Source organism: Burkholderia crassaminum (genome assembly GCF_964265005.1).
GTDB lineage: Bacteria > Pseudomonadota > Gammaproteobacteria > Burkholderiales > Burkholderiaceae > Burkholderia.
Window position 1 is genome coordinate 1,972,135 of record NZ_OZ183799.1, and the last position, 18,308, is coordinate 1,990,442.

General features: G+C 66.3%; 17 protein-coding genes and 1 pseudogene. 8 read left to right on the forward strand and 10 right to left on the reverse strand.

What is annotated here, in order from left to right:
• Positions 1-331: 331 nt before the first annotated feature.
• Positions 332-2,623: an Ig domain-containing protein gene (locus ACPTTF_RS09075; protein ID WP_423370970.1), complete on the forward strand. Its 2,292-nt coding sequence runs from the start codon at positions 332-334 to the stop codon at positions 2,621-2,623.
• A gap of 450 nt (positions 2,624-3,073) precedes the next feature.
• Here the strand turns inward: ACPTTF_RS09075 and ACPTTF_RS09080 are convergent, their stop codons facing one another.
• Complete coding sequence (locus ACPTTF_RS09080) at positions 3,074-3,277, reverse strand: hypothetical protein (protein WP_423370971.1); 204 nt, start codon at positions 3,275-3,277, stop codon at positions 3,074-3,076.
• A gap of 24 nt (positions 3,278-3,301) precedes the next feature.
• On the opposite strand from ACPTTF_RS09080, the gene ACPTTF_RS09085 reads away from it, so the two are divergent.
• Positions 3,302-3,511: a hypothetical protein gene (locus ACPTTF_RS09085; protein ID WP_423370972.1), complete on the forward strand. Its 210-nt coding sequence runs from the start codon at positions 3,302-3,304 to the stop codon at positions 3,509-3,511.
• Positions 3,512-3,527: 16 nt separating this feature from the next.
• Here the strand turns inward: ACPTTF_RS09085 and ACPTTF_RS09090 are convergent, their stop codons facing one another.
• Entirely contained in the window at positions 3,528-4,364 is an 837-nt protein-coding gene (locus ACPTTF_RS09090; RefSeq protein ID WP_423370973.1) for an AraC family transcriptional regulator, read from the reverse strand.
• 103 nt (positions 4,365-4,467) lie between these two features.
• Here ACPTTF_RS09090 and ACPTTF_RS09095 point away from each other — a divergent pair, with 103 nt between their 5' ends.
• From ACPTTF_RS09095 to ACPTTF_RS09105, 3 genes are read left to right on the forward strand one after another with little or no spacing between them, the layout of a single operon-like run.
• Positions 4,468-5,967 carry an efflux transporter outer membrane subunit gene (locus ACPTTF_RS09095; RefSeq protein ID WP_423391160.1) on the forward strand — a complete coding sequence of 500 codons (1,500 nt, stop codon included), beginning with the start codon at positions 4,468-4,470 and terminating at the stop codon, positions 5,965-5,967.
• A 9-nt stretch (positions 5,968-5,976) separates the two neighbouring features.
• Entirely contained in the window at positions 5,977-7,347 is a 1,371-nt protein-coding gene (locus ACPTTF_RS09100) for an HlyD family efflux transporter periplasmic adaptor subunit (protein ID WP_423370975.1), read from the forward strand.
• A complete protein-coding gene (locus ACPTTF_RS09105; RefSeq protein ID WP_423370976.1) occupies positions 7,344-8,882 on the forward strand; it encodes a DHA2 family efflux MFS transporter permease subunit in 1,539 nt (512 codons plus the stop codon). The genes ACPTTF_RS09100 and ACPTTF_RS09105 overlap by 4 nt, the downstream gene beginning before the upstream one ends.
• A 266-nt stretch (positions 8,883-9,148) precedes the next feature.
• On the opposite strand, the gene ACPTTF_RS09110 is transcribed toward ACPTTF_RS09105, so the two are convergent.
• The 5 genes from ACPTTF_RS09110 to ACPTTF_RS09130 all read right to left on the reverse strand — a co-directional run bounded on the left by ACPTTF_RS09110 (position 9,149) and on the right by ACPTTF_RS09130 (position 13,223).
• Positions 9,149-9,871: a hypothetical protein gene (locus ACPTTF_RS09110; RefSeq protein WP_423370977.1), complete on the reverse strand. Its 723-nt coding sequence runs from the start codon at positions 9,869-9,871 to the stop codon at positions 9,149-9,151.
• A gap of 43 nt (positions 9,872-9,914) precedes the next feature.
• Positions 9,915-10,319, reverse strand: coding sequence for a nuclear transport factor 2 family protein (locus ACPTTF_RS09115; protein ID WP_166964500.1), 405 nt, complete (start codon positions 10,317-10,319; stop codon positions 9,915-9,917).
• A gap of 148 nt (positions 10,320-10,467) precedes the next feature.
• Positions 10,468-11,229, reverse strand: coding sequence for an SDR family oxidoreductase (locus ACPTTF_RS09120; protein ID WP_423370978.1), 762 nt, complete (start codon positions 11,227-11,229; stop codon positions 10,468-10,470).
• A 49-nt stretch (positions 11,230-11,278) separates the two neighbouring features.
• Positions 11,279-12,076 carry an alpha/beta hydrolase gene (locus ACPTTF_RS09125; RefSeq protein ID WP_423370979.1) on the reverse strand — a complete coding sequence of 266 codons (798 nt, stop codon included), beginning with the start codon at positions 12,074-12,076 and terminating at the stop codon, positions 11,279-11,281.
• Positions 12,077-12,218: 142 nt separating this feature from the next.
• Positions 12,219-13,223 carry a LysR substrate-binding domain-containing protein gene (locus ACPTTF_RS09130; RefSeq protein WP_423370980.1) on the reverse strand — a complete coding sequence of 335 codons (1,005 nt, stop codon included), beginning with the start codon at positions 13,221-13,223 and terminating at the stop codon, positions 12,219-12,221.
• A gap of 275 nt (positions 13,224-13,498) precedes the next feature.
• Here ACPTTF_RS09130 and ACPTTF_RS09135 point away from each other — a divergent pair, with 275 nt between their 5' ends.
• Positions 13,499-14,155 (forward strand): glutathione S-transferase family protein, encoded by a 657-nt coding sequence (locus tag ACPTTF_RS09135; RefSeq protein WP_423370981.1) that lies wholly within the window; start codon positions 13,499-13,501, stop codon positions 14,153-14,155.
• Between the two features lie 36 nt (positions 14,156-14,191).
• On the opposite strand, the gene ACPTTF_RS09140 is transcribed toward ACPTTF_RS09135, so the two are convergent.
• Together ACPTTF_RS09140 and ACPTTF_RS09145 are read right to left on the reverse strand one after the other, a co-directional pair.
• Positions 14,192-15,067, reverse strand: a complete 876-nt coding sequence (locus tag ACPTTF_RS09140) for a lipid A biosynthesis lauroyl acyltransferase (protein ID WP_423370982.1) — start codon at positions 15,065-15,067, stop codon at positions 14,192-14,194.
• A gap of 113 nt (positions 15,068-15,180) precedes the next feature.
• Positions 15,181-15,795, reverse strand: a pseudogene (locus tag ACPTTF_RS09145) (class I SAM-dependent methyltransferase); the annotation flags it as partial.
• 80 nt (positions 15,796-15,875) lie between these two features.
• On the opposite strand from ACPTTF_RS09145, the gene ACPTTF_RS09150 reads away from it, so the two are divergent.
• A complete protein-coding gene (locus ACPTTF_RS09150) occupies positions 15,876-16,682 on the forward strand; it encodes a sensor histidine kinase (protein ID WP_423371865.1) in 807 nt (268 codons plus the stop codon).
• A gap of 44 nt (positions 16,683-16,726) precedes the next feature.
• On the opposite strand, the gene ACPTTF_RS09155 is transcribed toward ACPTTF_RS09150, so the two are convergent.
• Positions 16,727-17,296 (reverse strand): TetR/AcrR family transcriptional regulator, encoded by a 570-nt coding sequence (locus ACPTTF_RS09155; RefSeq protein ID WP_423370983.1) that lies wholly within the window; start codon positions 17,294-17,296, stop codon positions 16,727-16,729.
• Between the two features lie 265 nt (positions 17,297-17,561).
• Between ACPTTF_RS09155 and ACPTTF_RS09160 the strand changes: the two genes are divergently transcribed.
• Positions 17,562-18,305: an SDR family oxidoreductase gene (locus ACPTTF_RS09160; protein WP_423370984.1), complete on the forward strand. Its 744-nt coding sequence runs from the start codon at positions 17,562-17,564 to the stop codon at positions 18,303-18,305.
• The last annotated feature ends 3 nt before the right edge of the window (positions 18,306-18,308 follow it).

Here is an 18,308-nt window from a genome sequence, read left to right on the forward strand (position 1 = left end):
TTCGCCATGCGCGCGGCATAACGTTGCTTCGAGCGAAGTGCTTTCGCGCGAAGCTCACCCGCGATCCTGATCCCGGAAGGGGCGGGCTTCGAAAGCCGGTTCGTTCACCCGTCGATGCAGGATTGCCAGCGTCGACCGCATGCACGAGCGCTCGAACCCGTCGGCCGGATTTGCCGCGTTCATTGATCCGGGGTATCGGTCGACCGCTGCTACATGTATGCCACGAGGATCGGTTCGATGTTCTAAACATGGCCGTGCGGCATGCCAGGGAAGAAAGCACTGGCACATCTGCGCCGCACGCGCCCGTTGTTCTCGTCAGGAAAATCGAAAAATGACAAGCACTCTACACATTCCGGCTGGTTATTTGACGCTGGGCCTGGACGCCACCGGCGCGGTCGTCGAACTCGTCGATTCCCGCAGCGGCCACGACTTCATTTCGCCAGGGAAGTCCGTCCCGCTCGTCAGCCTCGTGATCAACGGACAACAGGTGAAGCCCACTGGCGTCCGATGGTCTTCCGCTGACAACACGCTCATCTTCGTGAGCGAGACGCGCTCCGGATTCGAGGCCGATGTCCGCGTCTTGCAGAAGAACGGTTACGCCACCTTTGAAGTCACCCGGGTGTTCATCACCGCCGGCAGCGACGTTCAGACGCTGCTGTGGGGGCCATTGCCTGTCGCGATCAACCAGACCGTCGGCGAAGCAGCGGGGGTTGTACGAAACAAGGATTTCGCGATCGGCCTCAAGCCGCTCAACGACCGCACCGAAGGCGCCTGGCCCAGGGAATATCCGCAATGCGGCTGGGAAAGCGACGTCGACCCGAATCCGTACCAGTTGACGGTAGCGCACATGGAACCGTGGAGCGTGGCCGCCAAGACTTCGTGGGGGGCCGTGCTGCGCGCCTTTACTTTTGACTATACGCGCCGGCGCGAGCGGCTCAACCTCGACGGCTACCCGATCCCGGTCGGCCCGCTCGACAGCGCTGCCAGGGTCATCGGATCGAAAATTGCACTCTACGGTTGCGAGCCGGAGCTCGTGACGACCCTGTTGTCATTCATTGCGTCGGGCGAGAACCTCCTGTATCCGACCCAGAACGGCCAATGGCAGAAAGTCGCCCAGGCCAGCAGCCAGTCGTTCCTGGTACTGACGAATCTCGCAACCGACAATGTCGACCAGGCTGCCAGATTCGCCCAAAGCGCGGGCATCAACTACGTCTACTCGCTTCCGTGGGACTGTCGCGGCCCCTGGTATTCCACCGGGCATTATCAGTTCGACGCCACGTTTGGCAGCAGCGACAACGCTGCGGCAAATCTTGTCGCTGTCGCAAGTGAACACGGTGTCCGCGTCGGCGTTCATACCATGTCGGATTTCATCAGCACCGGCTCGGACGCCGAACGCGCCATTGACCCCTATGTTTCGCCGCACCCGGACCCTCGTTTGGTTTTGGGCGGACAAGCCGCTTTGTCGCGGCCATTGAGCGCGGAGAACACGGCGCTCTACTTGCCCGTACCGGGGCCCGCGCGGGGCAAGGTTCAAGGACGGATGCTGCGTGTAGGCAATGAATTCATCTCGTTCACCGATGTCCAGAAGATCGGCAATGTATGGCAAATCGGCGGGCTAAAGCGAGGCCAATGGCGCTCCACCGCGGCCTACGCCGGGACCGGCACGCCCGTTGCGCGGGTGATCGTGAATTCGTATGGCGGGGCCATTGGCGGCCTCGGCATCATCGACGAGATTGCGGTCCGGCTGGGCACCCTGCGGAACAACGTCGGCATCCGGTCCCATTCCTTCGATGGTGTGGAATCCGCCAGCGACTCCGGCTGGGGCAGCTTTGGCATTGCCCGGTTGATAAACGGCACCTATGCTGCCCAGGCCGGGCACGATGGCTATATCAGCGAGACCAGCCGGATGACCTCGAACGCGTGGGACGCGCTGACCCGTGCGAGCTGGAGCGACGATATGGCCCAGTTGTTCCTCAACAATGACTTCTACCAGGCCAACTACCTGCCGGGCATGCTCGGATGGCTCGATCTCAAAGAGGCCTCGATGCTCGACCCCAATACGCTGTTCGAGGTCGAAACCTGGCTCGCACGCGGCGCCGGGCTCAACGCCGGCATCGGCTTCTGGGTCACGATGGAGAACCTGTCCGCAGGAGGAACACAGACGCAACTGATTTTCGAGAAAATCAAGCAGTGGGAAACCGCCCGACATCTGGGCGCATTCACCGAGAAACAGCGGTTTGAGTTCCGCGACCTGAATACGTACTGGACCCTGACCGTCACTCGCCCTGGCCAGCGTTGGTCGTTGCAGAAATTGACATCCGGCGGCGTCCCGACGGGCGATCCTCAGATCGTATCGGCACCGACGCCGCAACTGAGCCCCGCCGTTTTGCCGGACGCCGCTCGCGGCACGCTCTACGAAGCGCGAGTCACGACGAATACGCCTGCGACCATCCATTTCGCCCTGACCAGCGGCGCATTGCCCCCGGGTCTTCGACTCAACCACGACACCGGCGGGATCGTCGGGACACCCGGCAACGCCGGGAGCTATACCTTCACCGTCACGGCCACCAACGACGGGGGACTGGCTGACGCGCGAGCCACTTACACAATCAAGGTGCGCTGAAGTATCGCCCCGCGCCCGGCGATCTCGCGGGCTACCGTGCCAGCATTCCGGACGCGCGTCGTGGTAGTTGTGCGGCGCGCGTCGTCTGGTGATGTCGGTGGATTCAGGTGGGGTCGATCAGCCATTCTGGCGAACGCAACCGGTTTAGCTGGATGGGGTTGCGCGACCAGACGATCACGAGGGCAGTGACCACGATCGGCGTGGCGGGATGAATCGATTCTCACCGAGGGGATCGATTTTTGCGTCGTCTGACGAGCCGATTCGTCTGTCACGAAACACGCAGTTGGATAAATCATCCCACCTATTCGGATAACTTTTCTTATCACAATAGCATGATTGAAAATCCAAACTCGTCGTTTCGAAAACGCGTCTGATGGACACGGTTCGAGCCCCCCATGCGTCTCGCCATCGATTCGGGGGCAGGGAAGCGACGGTTCGGTGCGCGCGGCTTCAATCCGCTGCGTCTATCCACGCCAGCAGCACCGTCAACACGTTGGTCGTCGCGCGCGCGACATCCTGCGCAGTCGTATCGACGAGCACATGTGCGCATTCGCGATACAGCGGGTCGTGCATGCGGTACAACGCGGCGAGGGTTTGCCGCGGGTCGGCCGTATGCAGCAGCAGCGTGCGGCGCGGGCGGAGCGGTTCACCCACGTCGAGCGCCGCGGCGAAATGCGCATGCAGCTCGGCATGCGTGTCGCGCAGCGTCTCGAGCGGCGCACCCGGCAGTTCGAGCGGGCCGGCTGGCTAGTGCGAGATCGCAGCGCCGTCGCGCTGGATCGCGCCGACGATCCGCCCGGCATCGACGATCGGCGTGCGGTCGCCTTGCCGGCCGGTCGCACGGCGACTATAGCGGCGTCGATGCAGGTGCCGTACTGGCAAGGGTGATAGGGGCGGGGCGGCGCTACGGCTGCCTGCGTTTCGCGAAGTAATGCGCGGGCGAATCGCCGAACGCGCGGCGGAACATCGCGATGAAGTTGCTCGGTGTCGCATAGCCCAGCGCGTCGGCGATGTTGGCGACGCTGTCGCCGTTCGCGAGACGTTCGAGCGCATGCGTGAGACGCGCCTGTTGGCGCCATTGCGCAAAGCTCGTGCCGGTTTCGGCGACGAACAGCCGGCTCAGCGTGCGGGCGGACAGCCCGGCCCATTCGGCCCACGCTTCGAGCGTGCGGCTGTCGTGCGGCTGCCCGAGGATCGCGTTGGCGATGCGCAGCAACCGCCGGTCGCGCGGCATCGGCAGGTGCAGCGGCTCATGCGGCGCGCGGCGCATCTCGTCAAGCAGCACGACGCTGATGCGTGCCTGCTCGACGTCGAGCCTGTCCTGGTCCGCCCACGACACCGCGCGCCGCACGAGCGCGCGCATCAGCTCGGTGATCGCGATCACGCACGGCTGGCCCGGCATCCGCCGGCTTGCAGCCGGTGCGATCACGACGCTCCAGCCGCTCAACGCGCCGCTGATGCTGACCTTGTGCTGCTCGCCCGGCGGAATCCACCCCGCGCGATGCGGCGGCAGCAGCCACGAACCGTGCGGCGTGCGCACGTGCGCGAAACCGCTTTCCACGCAGAACACCTGTCCGCGCAGATGGCGGTGCCAGTCGACCTCGCGGGTGCCGAGCCGGTACGTGTTGCTGCCGTCGTCCTCGCCCCAGACGGCGATCAGGGACGGGCCGTCCTCACGTTCGCTCGGATCGGAATCGGCGCGCGGCACGGTGCGCGGTGGAGAAACGTCTCGGATGGACATGGCCGGAATTCATTATTTTTTGTCTAAACAACATTATCAGCTTTGCCCGGGGGCGTCCAACAATGCGTGTCGTGTTCAAACCGATACGAAGCAGAGGAATGCGATGCATGCAGTACTTGCTCCCAGGACACGCGATGTCGGCGCACTGCGCGTGATGTCGCGCATCGCTGTCGCCGCGGCGCTCGTCGTGCTCGGCGCGTGCGCGAGCCGCGACGGGCTCGCGCCGGCCGGCACACTGCGCGGCGCCGATACGCTCGCCGCATCGCGCAGCCTCGCGCATGTGCCGGCCGCCGATTGGCCTGCCGCCGACTGGTGGCGCACGCTGAACGACGCGCAACTGAGCACGCTGATCGACGAGGCGCTCGCCGGCAACCCCGATCTCGCGACCGCCGATGCGCGCGCACGCGAAGCGCAGGCGCTGGTGATCGAAGCACGGGCCGCGCGGCTGCCCCATCTCGTCGGCCGCGCGAGCGCAAAGGCCGAGCGGCTGTCCGGCACCCAGTTTTCCTCGGGCGAGGGCGGCGGCTTCTTCAGCCACACGCGCGAGATCAATCTCGGCCTGAGCTGGGATCTCGATCTGTGGGGCGGCCGCCGTGCCGCGTGGGAGGCCGCGCTCGGCGAAGCGCGCGCCGCGCAGATCGATGCGCAGGCCGCTCGCGTGCTGCTGTCGGTCAACATTGCGCGCGCTTACGTGAATCTCGCGTACGCCTTCGATCAGCAGGACGTCGCGCGGGCCGAACACGAGCGCGCCGACGAAGCGCTCACGCTCACGCGCCAGCGCGTCACGAACGGCATCGACAACGTCGCGCAACAGCGCCAGGCGGAAAGCGAAGTCGCGGCCGCGACACGCGAACAGGCGCGCACGGCGCAAGCGATCGACAGCGCGCGCATCGCGCTCGCGATCCTGCTCGGCGCAGGCCCCGACCGCGGCCTCGCGCTCGTGCGGCCCGCGCCGCTGCCGGCCGCCGCGCTCGCGGTGCCGGCCGATCTGCCGGCCGCGCTGCTCGGCCGGCGCGCCGACCTCGTCGCCGCGCGCTGGCGGGTCGAGGCGGCCAGCCGCAACGTCGCGGCCGCCCGTGCGGACTTCCTGCCCAACGTCAGTCTCACCGCGCTGATCGGGCTCGCGACACGCGGGGGCGCATCGTTGTTCCAGGCCGCGTCACGCACCTACAACGCGAGCCCGGCCGTGAGCCTGCCGATCTTTGATGGCGGCGAACGGCGCGGCGTGCTGCGCAGGCGTGACGCGCAATACGACCTCGCGGTCGCCAGCTACAACAAGACGCTGATCGGTGCGATCGGCGAGGTGGCCGACGATCTGCACCGGCTGCATTCGCTCGCCGTGCAGACCGATGCGCAGCAGCAGGCGTTCGACTCCGCCACCGACGCGTGGCGGCTCGCGGACGCGCGCTACCGGGCCGGCGTCGGCAGCTATCTCGACGCGCTCGTCGTGCGCCAGCAACTGCTGGTCGCCAGCCGCGAGGTCGCCGCGCTGCGCGCGCAGCGCGCGGACCAGTCGCTGCAGCTCGTCGGCGCGCTCGGCGGCGGCTTTCGTGCCGAGCCGGACGACGTCGCGCTCGCCGCCACTCCTTCCCAACATCCTTGATATCGAACCATGAGCAGCGACAACTCCCTGCAGACTCCCGCGCGGCCGGCCGCCGCCGATTCCGCCAGCGCCCGCCAGCAGCCGGCGGCCGACCACTCCGGCGCACCCCGCACGCCGGGCGGGCCGGACGCCCGCACGCAACCGGCGCCGGGCGGTGCCGCACCCGCGACGCCACCACCACCACCTGCGCGGCGCAAGCATCTGGTGCGCGCGCTCGTCGCCGTGTTCGCGCTCGGCATCGTCGGCTGGGGCATCTGGTACGTGATCGTCGGACGCTGGTACGAATCCACTGACAACGCGTACGCGCAAGGCAACGTCGTCGCGCTGACGCCGCAGGTGACAGGCACCGTCGTGTCGATCGACGCGGACGACGGTAACCTCGTCCGCGCCGGCACGCCGCTCGTGCGTCTCGACCCGAGCGACGCACAGATCGCGCTCGCGACCGCACAGGCCGATCTCGCGGCAACGGTGCGCAAGGTGCGCGGCCTGTACAGCAACGAGCGCGGGCTGGCGAGCAGCATCGACGGCGCACGCGCCGAACTCGACACGCGACGCACCGCGCTCGACAAGGCGAAGGCCGACTACGGCCGCCGCGAGGATCTCGGCCGCTCCGGCGCGATTTCACGCGAAGAACTCGCGCATGCACGCGACACGCTGACATCCGCGCAAAGCGCGTACGCGGCCGCGCAAAGTTCGCTCGCCACGTTGAGCGAGCAGCACCAGACGAGCAAGGCGCTGATCGACGACACCGCGGTCGCGTCGCACCCCGACGTGCAGGCCGCGGCCGAACGGCTGCGCGCCGCCTACCTCGCGCATGCCCGCACCGACGTCGTCACGCCCGTCACCGGCTATGTCGCGAAGCGTACGGTGCAGGTCGGGCAGCGCGTGTCGCCCGGCGTGCCGCTGCTTGCCGTCGTGCCGCTGCGCGAGCTGTGGGTCGATGCGAACTTCACCGAGAAGCAGCTCGAACACATGCGCATCGGGCAGCCGGTCGAACTGACCGCCGACCTGTACGGCGACGCGGTGCGCTATACCGGCCGCGTGCAGAGCCTCGGCGTCGGCACCGGCAGCGCGTTCTCGCTGCTGCCCGCGCAGAACGCGACCGGCAACTGGATCAAGATCGTGCAACGGCTGCCGGTGCGCATCGAGCTGACGGATCCGACCCAGCTCGACGCGCATCCGCTGCGCATCGGCCTGTCGATGCACGCGCGCGTCGACCAGCACGACCGCAGCGGCGCGATGCTGTCGCATCTCGAGCAGCGTGCGCCGGTCTTTCGCACCGACGTGTACCGCGACGAGCTCGCGCGCGCCGACAACCTGATCGCCGATGTCGTCCATGCGAACCTGCCGGCGGCAGCGCGCGCGGAGGCGGTGCGATGAGCGGCCCGATGGCGGCCGCCGACAGCGGCTTTCGTCCGTCGAGCGTCGTGCTCACGACCTTCGGCCTCGCGCTCGCGGTGTTCATGCAGGTGCTGGACGGCACCGTCGCCAACGTGTCGCTGCCGACGATCGCCGGCAACTTCGGCGTGAGCACGACGCAGAGCGCGTGGGTCGTCACGACGTTCTCGGTCAGCAATGCGATCGCGCTGCCGCTGACCGGGTTTCTCGTCAAGCGCGTCGGGCAGGTGCGGCTGTTCGTGTGGGCGACGCTCGCGTTCACGTTTGCGTCGCTCCTGTGCGGCCTCGCGCAGAACCTGCCGCAGCTCGTTGCGTTCCGCGCGCTGCAGGGCCTGGTGGCCGGGCCGATGATCCCGACCACGCAGGCGTTGATGCTGTCGATCTACCCGCCGCAGCGGCGCGGTTTCGCGCTGTCGATGATCGCGATGGTCACGGTCGTCGCGCCGATCGCGGGGCCCGTGTTCGGCGGCTGGGTCACCGAGCATTACGCGTGGCGCTGGGCGTTCCTGATCAACCTGCCGATCGGCGTGTTCGCCGCGATGTGCGTGTTCGCACAGATGCGTGCACGCATCGAGACGACCGTTGCCGCGCGTGTCGACTATGTCGGCCTCGCCGCGCTGATCGTCGGGGTCGGCGCGCTGCAGATCGTGCTCGACAAGGGCAACGAAGCCGACTGGTTCAACTCGACGTTCATCGTCGTGATGTCGGTGGTCGCTGCGTTCGGCATCGCGCTGTTCCTGATCTGGGAGCTCAACGAGCCGAATCCGATCGTGAACCTGCGGCTCTTCGCGCATCGCAACTTCGCGGCCGGCACGCTGACGCTCGTGCTCGCGTATTCGGCGTTCTTTGCAGTCAACGTGATCGTGCCGCAATGGCTGCAGCGCACGCTCGGCTACACGGCGTTCCGGGCCGGGCTCGCCGTCGCGCCGATGGGCGTGATCCCGGTGCTGCTGACGCCGTTCATGGGCAAGTACGCGCCGCGCTTCAACATGCGCGTGCTCGTGTGCTGTGCGTTCGCGATCCTCGGCACGTCGTCGTTCCTGCGCGCGGGCTTCGTGCCCGACATCGACTTCACGCACGTCGCGCTGATCCAGCTGCTGCAGGGCCTCGGTCTCGCGCTGTTCATCATGCCGATCAACAGCATCCTGCTGTCCGACCTGAAGCCGGACGAGATCGCCGCCGGCTCCGGCCTGTCGACGTTCCTGCGCACGCTCGGCGCGAGCTTCGCGGTGTCGATCACGTCGTTCCTGTGGGACCGCCGCGCGATCCTGCACCACGCGCAGCTCAGCGAGCACGTGAGCGCGTTCGATCCGGCCGTGCGGGCCGAAGTCGCGCGGCTCGGCGCCGGCGATCCGCAGCGCGCGGCGACGCTGCTGGGCAACCTGGTCGACGCGCAGGCGTACCAGATCTCGTTCAACGACGTTTCGTTCGCGCTCGGCTGCGTGTATCTCGCCGTGATCGCGGTGGTCTGGCTCGCCCGTCCGCCGTTCGGCCCCGGCGCCGCCGCGAAACGGTGAAGCGGGCGCTGCGCGGCCCGTTCCGACCGATACATGGCGTCTGTCGTGTCTCCGGTCGAAGCGACGCCGCCCCGGACGGCGCGCGGTGCCCGTGGCACAGAGCGCCAACGGCAACAGTATGCTTACGTCGGCGCAGGGCTAGCGCGACGCAGGGGCCTCATCGGCCCGTCGCATGGCGGCACGGTGACGGACCCGACGCGCGGATCGACCGTCGCGGAAGGAGCGGTCACGACACGCTCCTGCGAAACATCAACGGCACCCCGCACCTATTCGGTGTGGAAATCGATGCTGCGGAAATCGATGGACACGAGTAGCGGCTCGTCGATCTTTTGCGTCGCATCGTCGTAGGCAAAGACCCGGCGCGACATCGGCACCATCACGCCACGCACGTTGCGGTAGTCCGACGCATAGTTCGCACCGCGTGCGCCGCCCATCACGTCGACCGTGTAATCGTGGCGACGCAGCAGCCCGTCTTCGCCGAAATAGGAAATCTGCTCGCGGCTGTGGCTCGCGATCGCATCCGGGAACGTGACCTTCAGGCGTCGCCAGGTTTCACCGTTCTCGTGCCAGTCCGGTAGCTGCTCCGTCCGGAAACCCGGGCGGGCGTAGAGAAACGGAATGGTCAGGTAGGTCCACAACGCGTAGCCCGTGAAGTACATCGCATGCAGGCGATCCCAGCGGGTTTGCTGCGTGTGGCCCTGATAGGCGCTGCGCGGCATGCGCCTTGCTTCGGGCGCCGCGCCGTTCATGGAGTCGATAGCGACGACGTCCGGCTCGAACGTGCCGCGCCAGTTGCCGCCGCTCGACGTGATCGCGACGTGCTGGCGCCGCAGGTCGGCGGCCAGCTCGATACCGTGGAACATCCCGGGCTGGTCTTTCAGGTGCCAGACGGCACCCCCGATATCGAGTTCCGCCGAAACCGTGCGGAATCTTTCCCAGTTGCCGATCCCGCCATGGGCGTGGATGGCCTCGTCGAGCAGCGTACTCATTGCGTCCTCCGTAGGTTGAACCGAGTGACCTGGCAAGCGCGTGTCAGCGCTCGTCGCCGAACCTGTCGCCGAACATCGGATAGCCGCCGGCGGATTCGCTGCGCGCCGCTTCGTTCTGCAGCACGTCCCAGTGCTCGACCAGCTTGCCGTTCTCGATGCGCAGGATATCCATCGCGATCAGCGCGACAGGCGACGCTGAGTGGCTATAGCGGCTGTGCACCCACACGAAATCGCCGTTGGCGGCCACCATGTCGTATTCGAAGCGCAGGTCGGGCATCGAATCGACGAGGCCGAACAGGCCGTCCCGGCCAGCCGGCACGTGCTGGCTGTGCTGGATATACGCGTCGGACCAGAACTGCGCGGCCTTCTCGTAATCCTTCTTGTTGAACAGGGTATCGAGCGCGTCCAGCACGAACGCGATGTTCTTCTCTTCCATTTCTTTCGACATGATTCGGACTCCGATAATTAAAGGTGTCGTTCCATTCATTCCGGTTAGCTTTCACCGCGGCACGATCCTCCGGAACGACACGGCAGGGTGACGGGAAAGCGTCTTCAATACGTGTTGCTGCGCCGCGCATGCGTGGCGCTTGCGGCTGTCATGCGACCGGAATCGGGTTCTCCGCGATCATCCGGTTGAACTGCTCGACGAACGCGTGTTCGTTCGGCCCCGCGTTGTCGCGCAACGGCTTGCCGGCGTCGACGACGACTTCGGTCGTCGCGGTTTCGAGCAGCGTCAGCGTTTCGGCGATGAACGTGTCGACCGGCATCGCGCGCGGGTCGCCGCTCTTGTGCACGAGATCGGTGTCGACCCACGGCGGCGCGATTTCGAGCACGCGCACGCTGGTGTCGCGCAGCGCGAAACGCTGCGACAGCGTGTACGAGTGGATCGCAGCCTTCGTCGCCGAGTAGAGGGCCGTCGCGGCGAGCGGCACATACGCGAGCACCGAGCTGTTGTTGATGATCGTCGCGTCGGGCTGCCGCTTCAGGTGCTCGACGAACGCCGCGCTCACGCGCACGGGGCCGAGCAGGTTCGTCGTGACGAGTCGCACCGCCTGTTCGTCGTCGAGCGGCCCGCCGGCATCGTCGAACGGCATGATGCCGGCGTTGTTGATCACGACGTTCAGCGCCGGATAGCGCGCGATCAGTTGCGCGGCGACTGTACGGATCTGCGCCGCATCGCCGATATCGAGCTCGACGGTGTCGATGCCGGGGTTCCGCTGTGCGATTTCATCGAGCAGCCCCTTGCGGCGGCCGGCGACGATGACCTTGTTGCCGCGCCGGTGGAAGGCTTCCGCCAGCGCACGGCCGATACCCGACGTGCCGCCGGTGATGAAAATGGTGTTTCCGCTGAGTTTCATGATGAGTGCTCCTGGGTGGGTGAAAGGTGTCGATGTGCGTGCGCGGCTGTCAGCTGCCCGCGAGATGGCGCTGGAGAAAGCCGCCGACGGAGCGCAGCACGGGGGCATACGTCGCGATGCCTGCGCGCGTCGTGTCGGCATAGCGTGCGCATTCGGTAGGAACGCCCGCGGCAATCAACGCCGCGGCGTAATGTTCCGCTTCGATATGCAGCGGATCGTGCTCGACCGTCGCGATGAACGTGGCGGGCAGATGGGCGAGGCGACACGATTCGAGCGGCGCGGCATACGGATGAACGCGCTGCGACAGCGTCGGCAGATACGCACGGTAGCTGGCCGCCAGCGTGTCGATGGCCGGTGTCGAGGGCGTCATGTAGCGGCCGATGCGCGTCATGCTCGGGTCGAGCAGCGGCGCAAGCAGCACCTGTGCACGGATGCCGGCGTCGCCGCGGTCGCGCGCAATCGCGGCAAGGCCGGTGGCGATATTCGCGCCGGCATCATGGCCGGCCACGGCCATCTGCCGCTTGTCCGCGCGCATGCCCCGGGCTTCCGCCCGCGCCCACAGCAGCGCGCGATGCGCGTCTTCCACCGCATTCGGAAACGGCAAGGCCGGGGCGAGCGAATAACCGACGGAGACCACCCACGCACGCGCCTGCGTTGCGAGCGCCTCGCACACCGAATGCGTTTCGTCGAGCGAACCGGCGGTGAACAGTCCGCCGTGGAAATAGAGGACGATCGAGAGCGGGTGCTTTTGCGCCAAAGGCCGGAAGCTGCGCACGTCGATCGGCTGGCTATGGCCGTCGATGCGTGCGTCTTCAACCAGCAAACCTGCAAGGGAAACGGTAGACATACCAGTCAACGCGGCTGCGTTCTCGTTTGCTTGAACAATGAACGCATTCTGGTTGTTACCGCGAAACCGATAAATCTCGCGCTCGCCTCAACAGTGTTCTCTCCTCGAGAACAATGCGCGGGCCGTGGCCGGCAGGGCTTGCCTACGCCAGCGGCGCTTCCTCGTCACCGTCCAGGTCGATCGCATCGCCGTCCTGCGACTCGATGCTGGCCGGGCCGCAGCGGGCATCCGTCTCCGGCGTGCTGGCCAGGCGCGGATCGGTGCGGAACAGCTCGGCGATCCAGTCGACGAATGCGCGCACGGTGGCGGACAGGTGGCGATTGTGCGGATAGACCGCGGAGACGGGCAGCGGCGGCGGTTTCCATTGCGGCAGAAGCTCGACCAGCGCCCCCGATTCGAGGTGCGGCAGTGCAAGGAAGCGGGCACCCTGGACGATCCCGAGGCTCTTCAGCGCGCCGCTCAGGTAGGCCTCGGCATCGTTCACCGCGATCGCGCCGCGCATCTTCACCTCGACCGCCTTGCCGTCGACGTCGAACGTGAGCGGCATGATCCGCCCCGTGCGGCCCCAGTAGTAGTTCACGGTGCGGTGATCGTCGAGCGCTTCGAGCGTCCGCGGGGTGCCCGATCGCGCCAGGTAGTCGGGGCTCGCGACCGTCACGCCCTGGTAGACGCCGACGCGCCGCGCCACGAGCGACGAATCCTGCAGCGTACCGATGCGCACCACGCAGTCGATGCCTTCCTGGACGAGGTCCAGCGGCTTGTCGCCGAGGCCGAGCATCAGGTCGATGTCCGGATAGCGCGCATGAAAATCGCTCAGCGCGGGCATGACGATGACGCGCCCGAGCGCGCCCGGCATGTCCACGCGCAACCGGCCGCGCGGCGAACGCTCCTTGCCGAGAAACGAATTCTCGATGTCGTCGAGATCCGCGAGCACGCGCACGCATCGCTCGTAATAGGCCGCGCCGTCCGCCGTGAGGTTCAGGCTGCGCGTGGTGCGCTGCAGCAGCCGCGCTTTCAGGTGCGCTTCGAGGCTTTGGACGATCACGGTCACGCGCCCCCGTGTCAGGTCCATCGTCTCGGCTGCACGCGTGAAGCTTTTCGTTTCCACGACGCGCGCGAACACTCTCATGGCCAACACGATATCCATGGCGCGGACCTTTCAGAACAACGCGTTGATAACTCATGAAGCCTCCGTCGCGTTCGATACGCGCGGGAGGCCGCAACCCGGACCGTTACGCCCAGCGCGCAGTCTAAACCGCGGCGGGAAAGGCCGCCACACGCGGCGGCGGCTACGTGATTACCCGCCCGCCCATGTCGGCGATGCCGGTCCGCAATCGATGCGCGCGTGCCCGTCGATCGTGAATGAATTGACTTAAACTGGATTTTTCACGTCGTTCAACCGATGTCCGTGGAGCGTTCCCGATGAAACTGGTGGGTCCGTGGTTGTCCGGGTACACGCGCCGTGTCGGCGTGACGTTGAATCTGCTGAACATTCCGTTCGAGCATCTGCCTTATCACGCTTACCGGCAACCGGAACGCGTCGCAGCATTCAGCCCGATGAAGCGGGTCCCCGCGCTGCAACTGGACGACGGGCAGGTACTCATCGACAGCGGCGCGATCGTCGACTATCTCGACAGCCTCGTTCCGGCCGGGCAGCGCTTGATACCCGCCGGCGGCCCGGAGCGGGTGCGCGCGATGCAGTTCGTCAGCTATGCGGCGGCTTGCTACGACAAGCTGGCGCGCTATTGCGACGAACTGATGCTGCGCCCCGAATCTCACCGGCTGCCGCATCTGCAGGCCGGTCACCTGGAGCAGATGCAGGCCGGGTTCGGCGTACTGAATGACGCGCATGCGGAACCGTGGTTGCTTGGCGCGCGCATTTCGCAAGCCGACATCATGACGGTCATCGCGTTTCAGAGTGCCGCGGTGGTCATGCCGCACGCGATCACCGGCGATGCCTTCCCGCAACTGGCGAGTCTCGCGCAGCGTGCGATGCAGTCGGCGGCGTTTTCATCGACGGTTCCCGACCTGAGCGATCTGCAGGCGTCCGGGCTGGTCGGCACGAACAGCGGGGCATAACGGCCGCGGCCGCCGGACGTGCCGCTCACGCAGCCGTCAATAGACGCCCGGCTCGCCCGCCGGACGATGCTTGAAGCGTCGGTGCACCCAGTAGTACTGCTCGGGAAATCGCAGGATCTGCGCTTCGAGAAAGGAATTCATCGTGCGCGCGTCGAACGACTCGCTATCGGTCGGATAACTGCCGAGCGGTTCGAAGATGGTCAGCTTGTAGCCGCGGAATTCCGGCAGCACTTCGGTCACGAACGGGACAACCCGCGCGCCGCTCAGCTTCGCCAGCCGCGATACCGACGTCAACGTGCAGGCCTGCACGCCGAACAGCGGGGCAAACACCGAACCCGTCGTTCCGTGATCCATATCCGCGGCGAGCATCACCGGGGTGCCCGCGCGCAGCAGCCTGACGAGGTGTTTCGCGCTCGCACTGCGTTCGATCATCTCGGCCCCGAAGCGTCCGCGCTGACGTTTGGCGAGATCGCACATGCGCCGGTTCGACATGCGCGTGTAGAGCGCCGCCACGGGCAGCGACGACGAATAGAGCATGCAGCCCACCTCGATGCCGACGAAGTGAAAACCCATGAAGATCGTCGGCGGCGCATCCGGGTCGTGGAGATCGATGCGGCTGTCCAGTTCGACCAGGCGATTGAGCGACCGCGCGCTGCCGAACCACTGGAATCCGCGCTCCAGGTAACTCCGGACGACATGTTCGAAATGGGCTCGCGCGAGCACGTCGCGTTCCGCGTCGGTCTTCAGCGGAAAGCAGAGTTGCAGGTTCACATGCACCACGTGTTTGCGTCGGCTCGGTATGCGGTAAAGCGCGGCGCCGATGCCGCTGCCGGTTCGCGCGACCAGCGCGTACGGAAGAACGGAAAGGAGCCGTAACAGGCCGAGCATCAGCCAGTACCCGAGAGCGTTCATGATGATGGACTTCCGTCTATTGACTGCCCGGCGCCGCTCGAGTCGAGTGATGGAGTACGGGAGAATCGGGTGGTGTCGAGGCTGTATGAAGTAGTGGCTTCCGCAACCACCTCTGACAGAGGTCGCGTGCCAGGCCGCTGGTGGCCGGCCGCATCGATCCGACGTTCGAAGCGATACACGATGGCGGGCGGGAAGTTCATCCACGCGATGCCGACTCGGACTGCGCGAATGCGCATGGCCTCCAGATAACGCGCCGGGATCGGGCAGCGCGGCACATACGTGAATTGGTAGAACGCACCACCGGCAGCCAGGTGGTGCGTGAAGGCGCAGTGAACGATCGCGACGGCCTGTTCGACCGGCATCGCGACGGGTGGCAATCCGCTCACAATAGCATGTGCGCGCTCCCCACCGAAGAAATCACCCGTCATGCCGAGTTGAGCCGCATCCATCTGCATGATCCGCACCGCGGGGAACCGATGCCGCAGCGCGTTCGCGAAAGCCGGATCGGCTTCCACCAGCACCAGCCTGTCGCTCGCGACGCCGCGCGCGAGCAGTGCGCGCGTGAACACGCCGGTACCCGCACCGAGTTAGATCACGAATGCACCTTTGCGCGGGATATGTGCGGTGATCAGCGCGGCGAGCGCCGGGCCGGACGGCGCGAGCGCGCCGACCCGGCGCGGATGGCGCAACCAGGTACGCAGGAACAGCATCCATTCGGGGATTCGCATCGACAAGCTCCTGGCGGAATCGATCGGGACATGACATGTCCGGTTAGAGGGTCACTTGCGCGGCCAGATAGCCGGCGGTGATGAACAGCGTGTTCCATAACGCGATGCCGGCCGCGGCGCCCGACGCGAATCGCGCGAAACTCGTCGAATCGTTCAATCGGCTGCTCGCGCGGCTGAGTCAGGCTGTCGACACCGAGCGCCGTTTCATCGGCGATGCGGCGCACGAGTTGCGCACGCCGCTGGCGGCGTTGTCGGCCCAGGCGGAAGTGGCGTTGCAGGCGGACAGCCTGGCGGACAAGAACGAGGCACTGCGCCGGCTCGCAACCGGCGTCGAGCGCAGCGCGCGGCTATCCGGGCAATTGCTCGAACTGGCACGGCTGGATGCGGGATCGCGCACCGAACAGCATGGGCCGGTGGAGCTGTCGCGGCTCGTTGCGCTGATCGCGAGCGACTTCGACACGGCCGCGCAGGCGCGCCGACAGACGATGCGGATCGCGGTCGAACCGGTGCGCGTCTGGGGCGACCTGGACGAAATCGCCATTGCGGTGCGCAACCTGATCGACAACGCCCTGCGTTACGGCCGCGACGGCGGACGGGTCGAGATCACGTGCGACATCCGTGCCGACGCGGACGGGACGCGGGTCAGGCTGCGTATCGCGGACGACGGGCCCGGTGTGCCGGCCGGCGAGCGCGAGCGAATCCTCGAACGCTTCTACCGGGTACCGGGGACAGTGCAGCCGGGCAGCGGCATCGGCCTGTCACTCGTCGCGCGAATCGCCGAGTCGCACGGCGGGTCGGTCGAGGTGACGGCCGGTATCGGGGGGAACGGGCTGGCGGTGATCCTGTCGTTCCCGATATGGCTGGAGCCGGAGCGCTGGCAGCGCTAGTGCGGGCGCCGGCGAGATTTGACGACCCGGCTTGACGACCCGGCTCAGCGCAGCGAATCGATCGCCAGCGCTTTGCCGAGGAAGCGCCGGCTGGCGGCAAGAATCTCCTTGCGCGTGCGCTCCGACTCCACGGAGCGTGCGAGCACCAATGCACCGACACATTGGGCAATCAGTGCCCAGGCCACGTCGGCATCACCGGTGCGGCCGCTCCAGCTCTTTTGCGTGCGCTTGAGCGCCTGCTCCACGACTGCCCGAACCTCCGGTTCCGCGCGTGCGATCTCCGGCCCGAGCGTCGGCAGAACGCAGCCGTCCTCCGGGTGCAACGCATGCACCGAACTCAGGTAGTTTCGCAAACAGCGTGCGACATGGTCGGCCGGCGACGAATCGTCCCCGGCCAGCATCTCCGCGCTCTTCTCGACCTCCTCGCTGACGAGCGCTTCAAACAGCGCCTGCTTCGAAGGGAAGTGCGTATAGAAAGCGCCGCCGGTGAGTCCGATCGAGGCCATCAACGCATCGATGCCCGTTGTCGCAAAGCCACCGCGCTTTGCGATCGCTCTGCTCTGGGCGATCAGCTTCTGGCGGGTTTCTTCCTTGTGGGTACTTGAGTAGCGCATGGTCGCCGGGATCCATCGTTGGCAAAAAATTCAAATTCAGAATAGCCGTCAGTTGCCGGCCATTCAAGCCTGGACTCGCAGGGATCACGAACGCCAAGGTTGACGCGGAAAAGGGCCGAACGATGTTAGCACGCCCGCCTGGCGCCGCCGGGGGCCGTCAACCACCTTTCCGCAAGAAGCGGACGGTACTAGGGTAATCAATGACTAGGCAGATCGGGATCTGTGCCCTATAAGTAAACGACCGTTAATCAATAAAGGAGGAAAGATGGCCAATGAGATCGTGAAGGGCCGGCCGGCAGCGCTCGTTATCGGCGCCGGCGATGCGACCGGCGGCGCCATCGCGCGACGCTTCGCACGCGAAGGGCTGGTCGCCTGTGTGGTGCGTCGCCAGGCGGACAAGCTCGAGCCGTTGATCCGGCAAATCGAGGCCGAAGGCGGGGCGGCAGTCGGTTTCGGGGCCGACGCGCGCAAGGAGGAGGACGTGATCGATGTCGTGTCGCGGATCGAACGGGAGATCGGCCCGATCGAGGCGATGGTCTTCAACATCGGTGCGAACGTGCCGTGCAGCATCCTCGAGGAAACCGCGCGCAAGTACTACAAGATCTGGGAAATGGCCTGCTTTAGCGGCTTCCTGTTCGGCCGGGAAGTGGCAAAGCGCATGGCCGGGCGAGAGCGGGGAACCATCATTTTCACCGGCGCGACCGCCGCCATTCGCGGGTCCGCCAATTTCGCGGCGTTCGCCGGCGCCAAGCATGCACTGCGTGCACTGGCCCAGAGCATGGCGCGCGAACTGGGGAAGAAGAATATCCATGTCGCGCACGTCGTGGTGGACGGCGCGATCGACACCGAATTCATTCGCGAGAATTTCCCGGAGCGATACGCGACGAAGGCGGAAGACGGCATCCTCAATCCGGATCACATCGCCGACAACTACTGGCATCTGCATACCCAGCCTCGCGATGCCTGGACGCACGAGCTGGATCTACGGCCGTGGCGCGAAACGTGGTGAGTC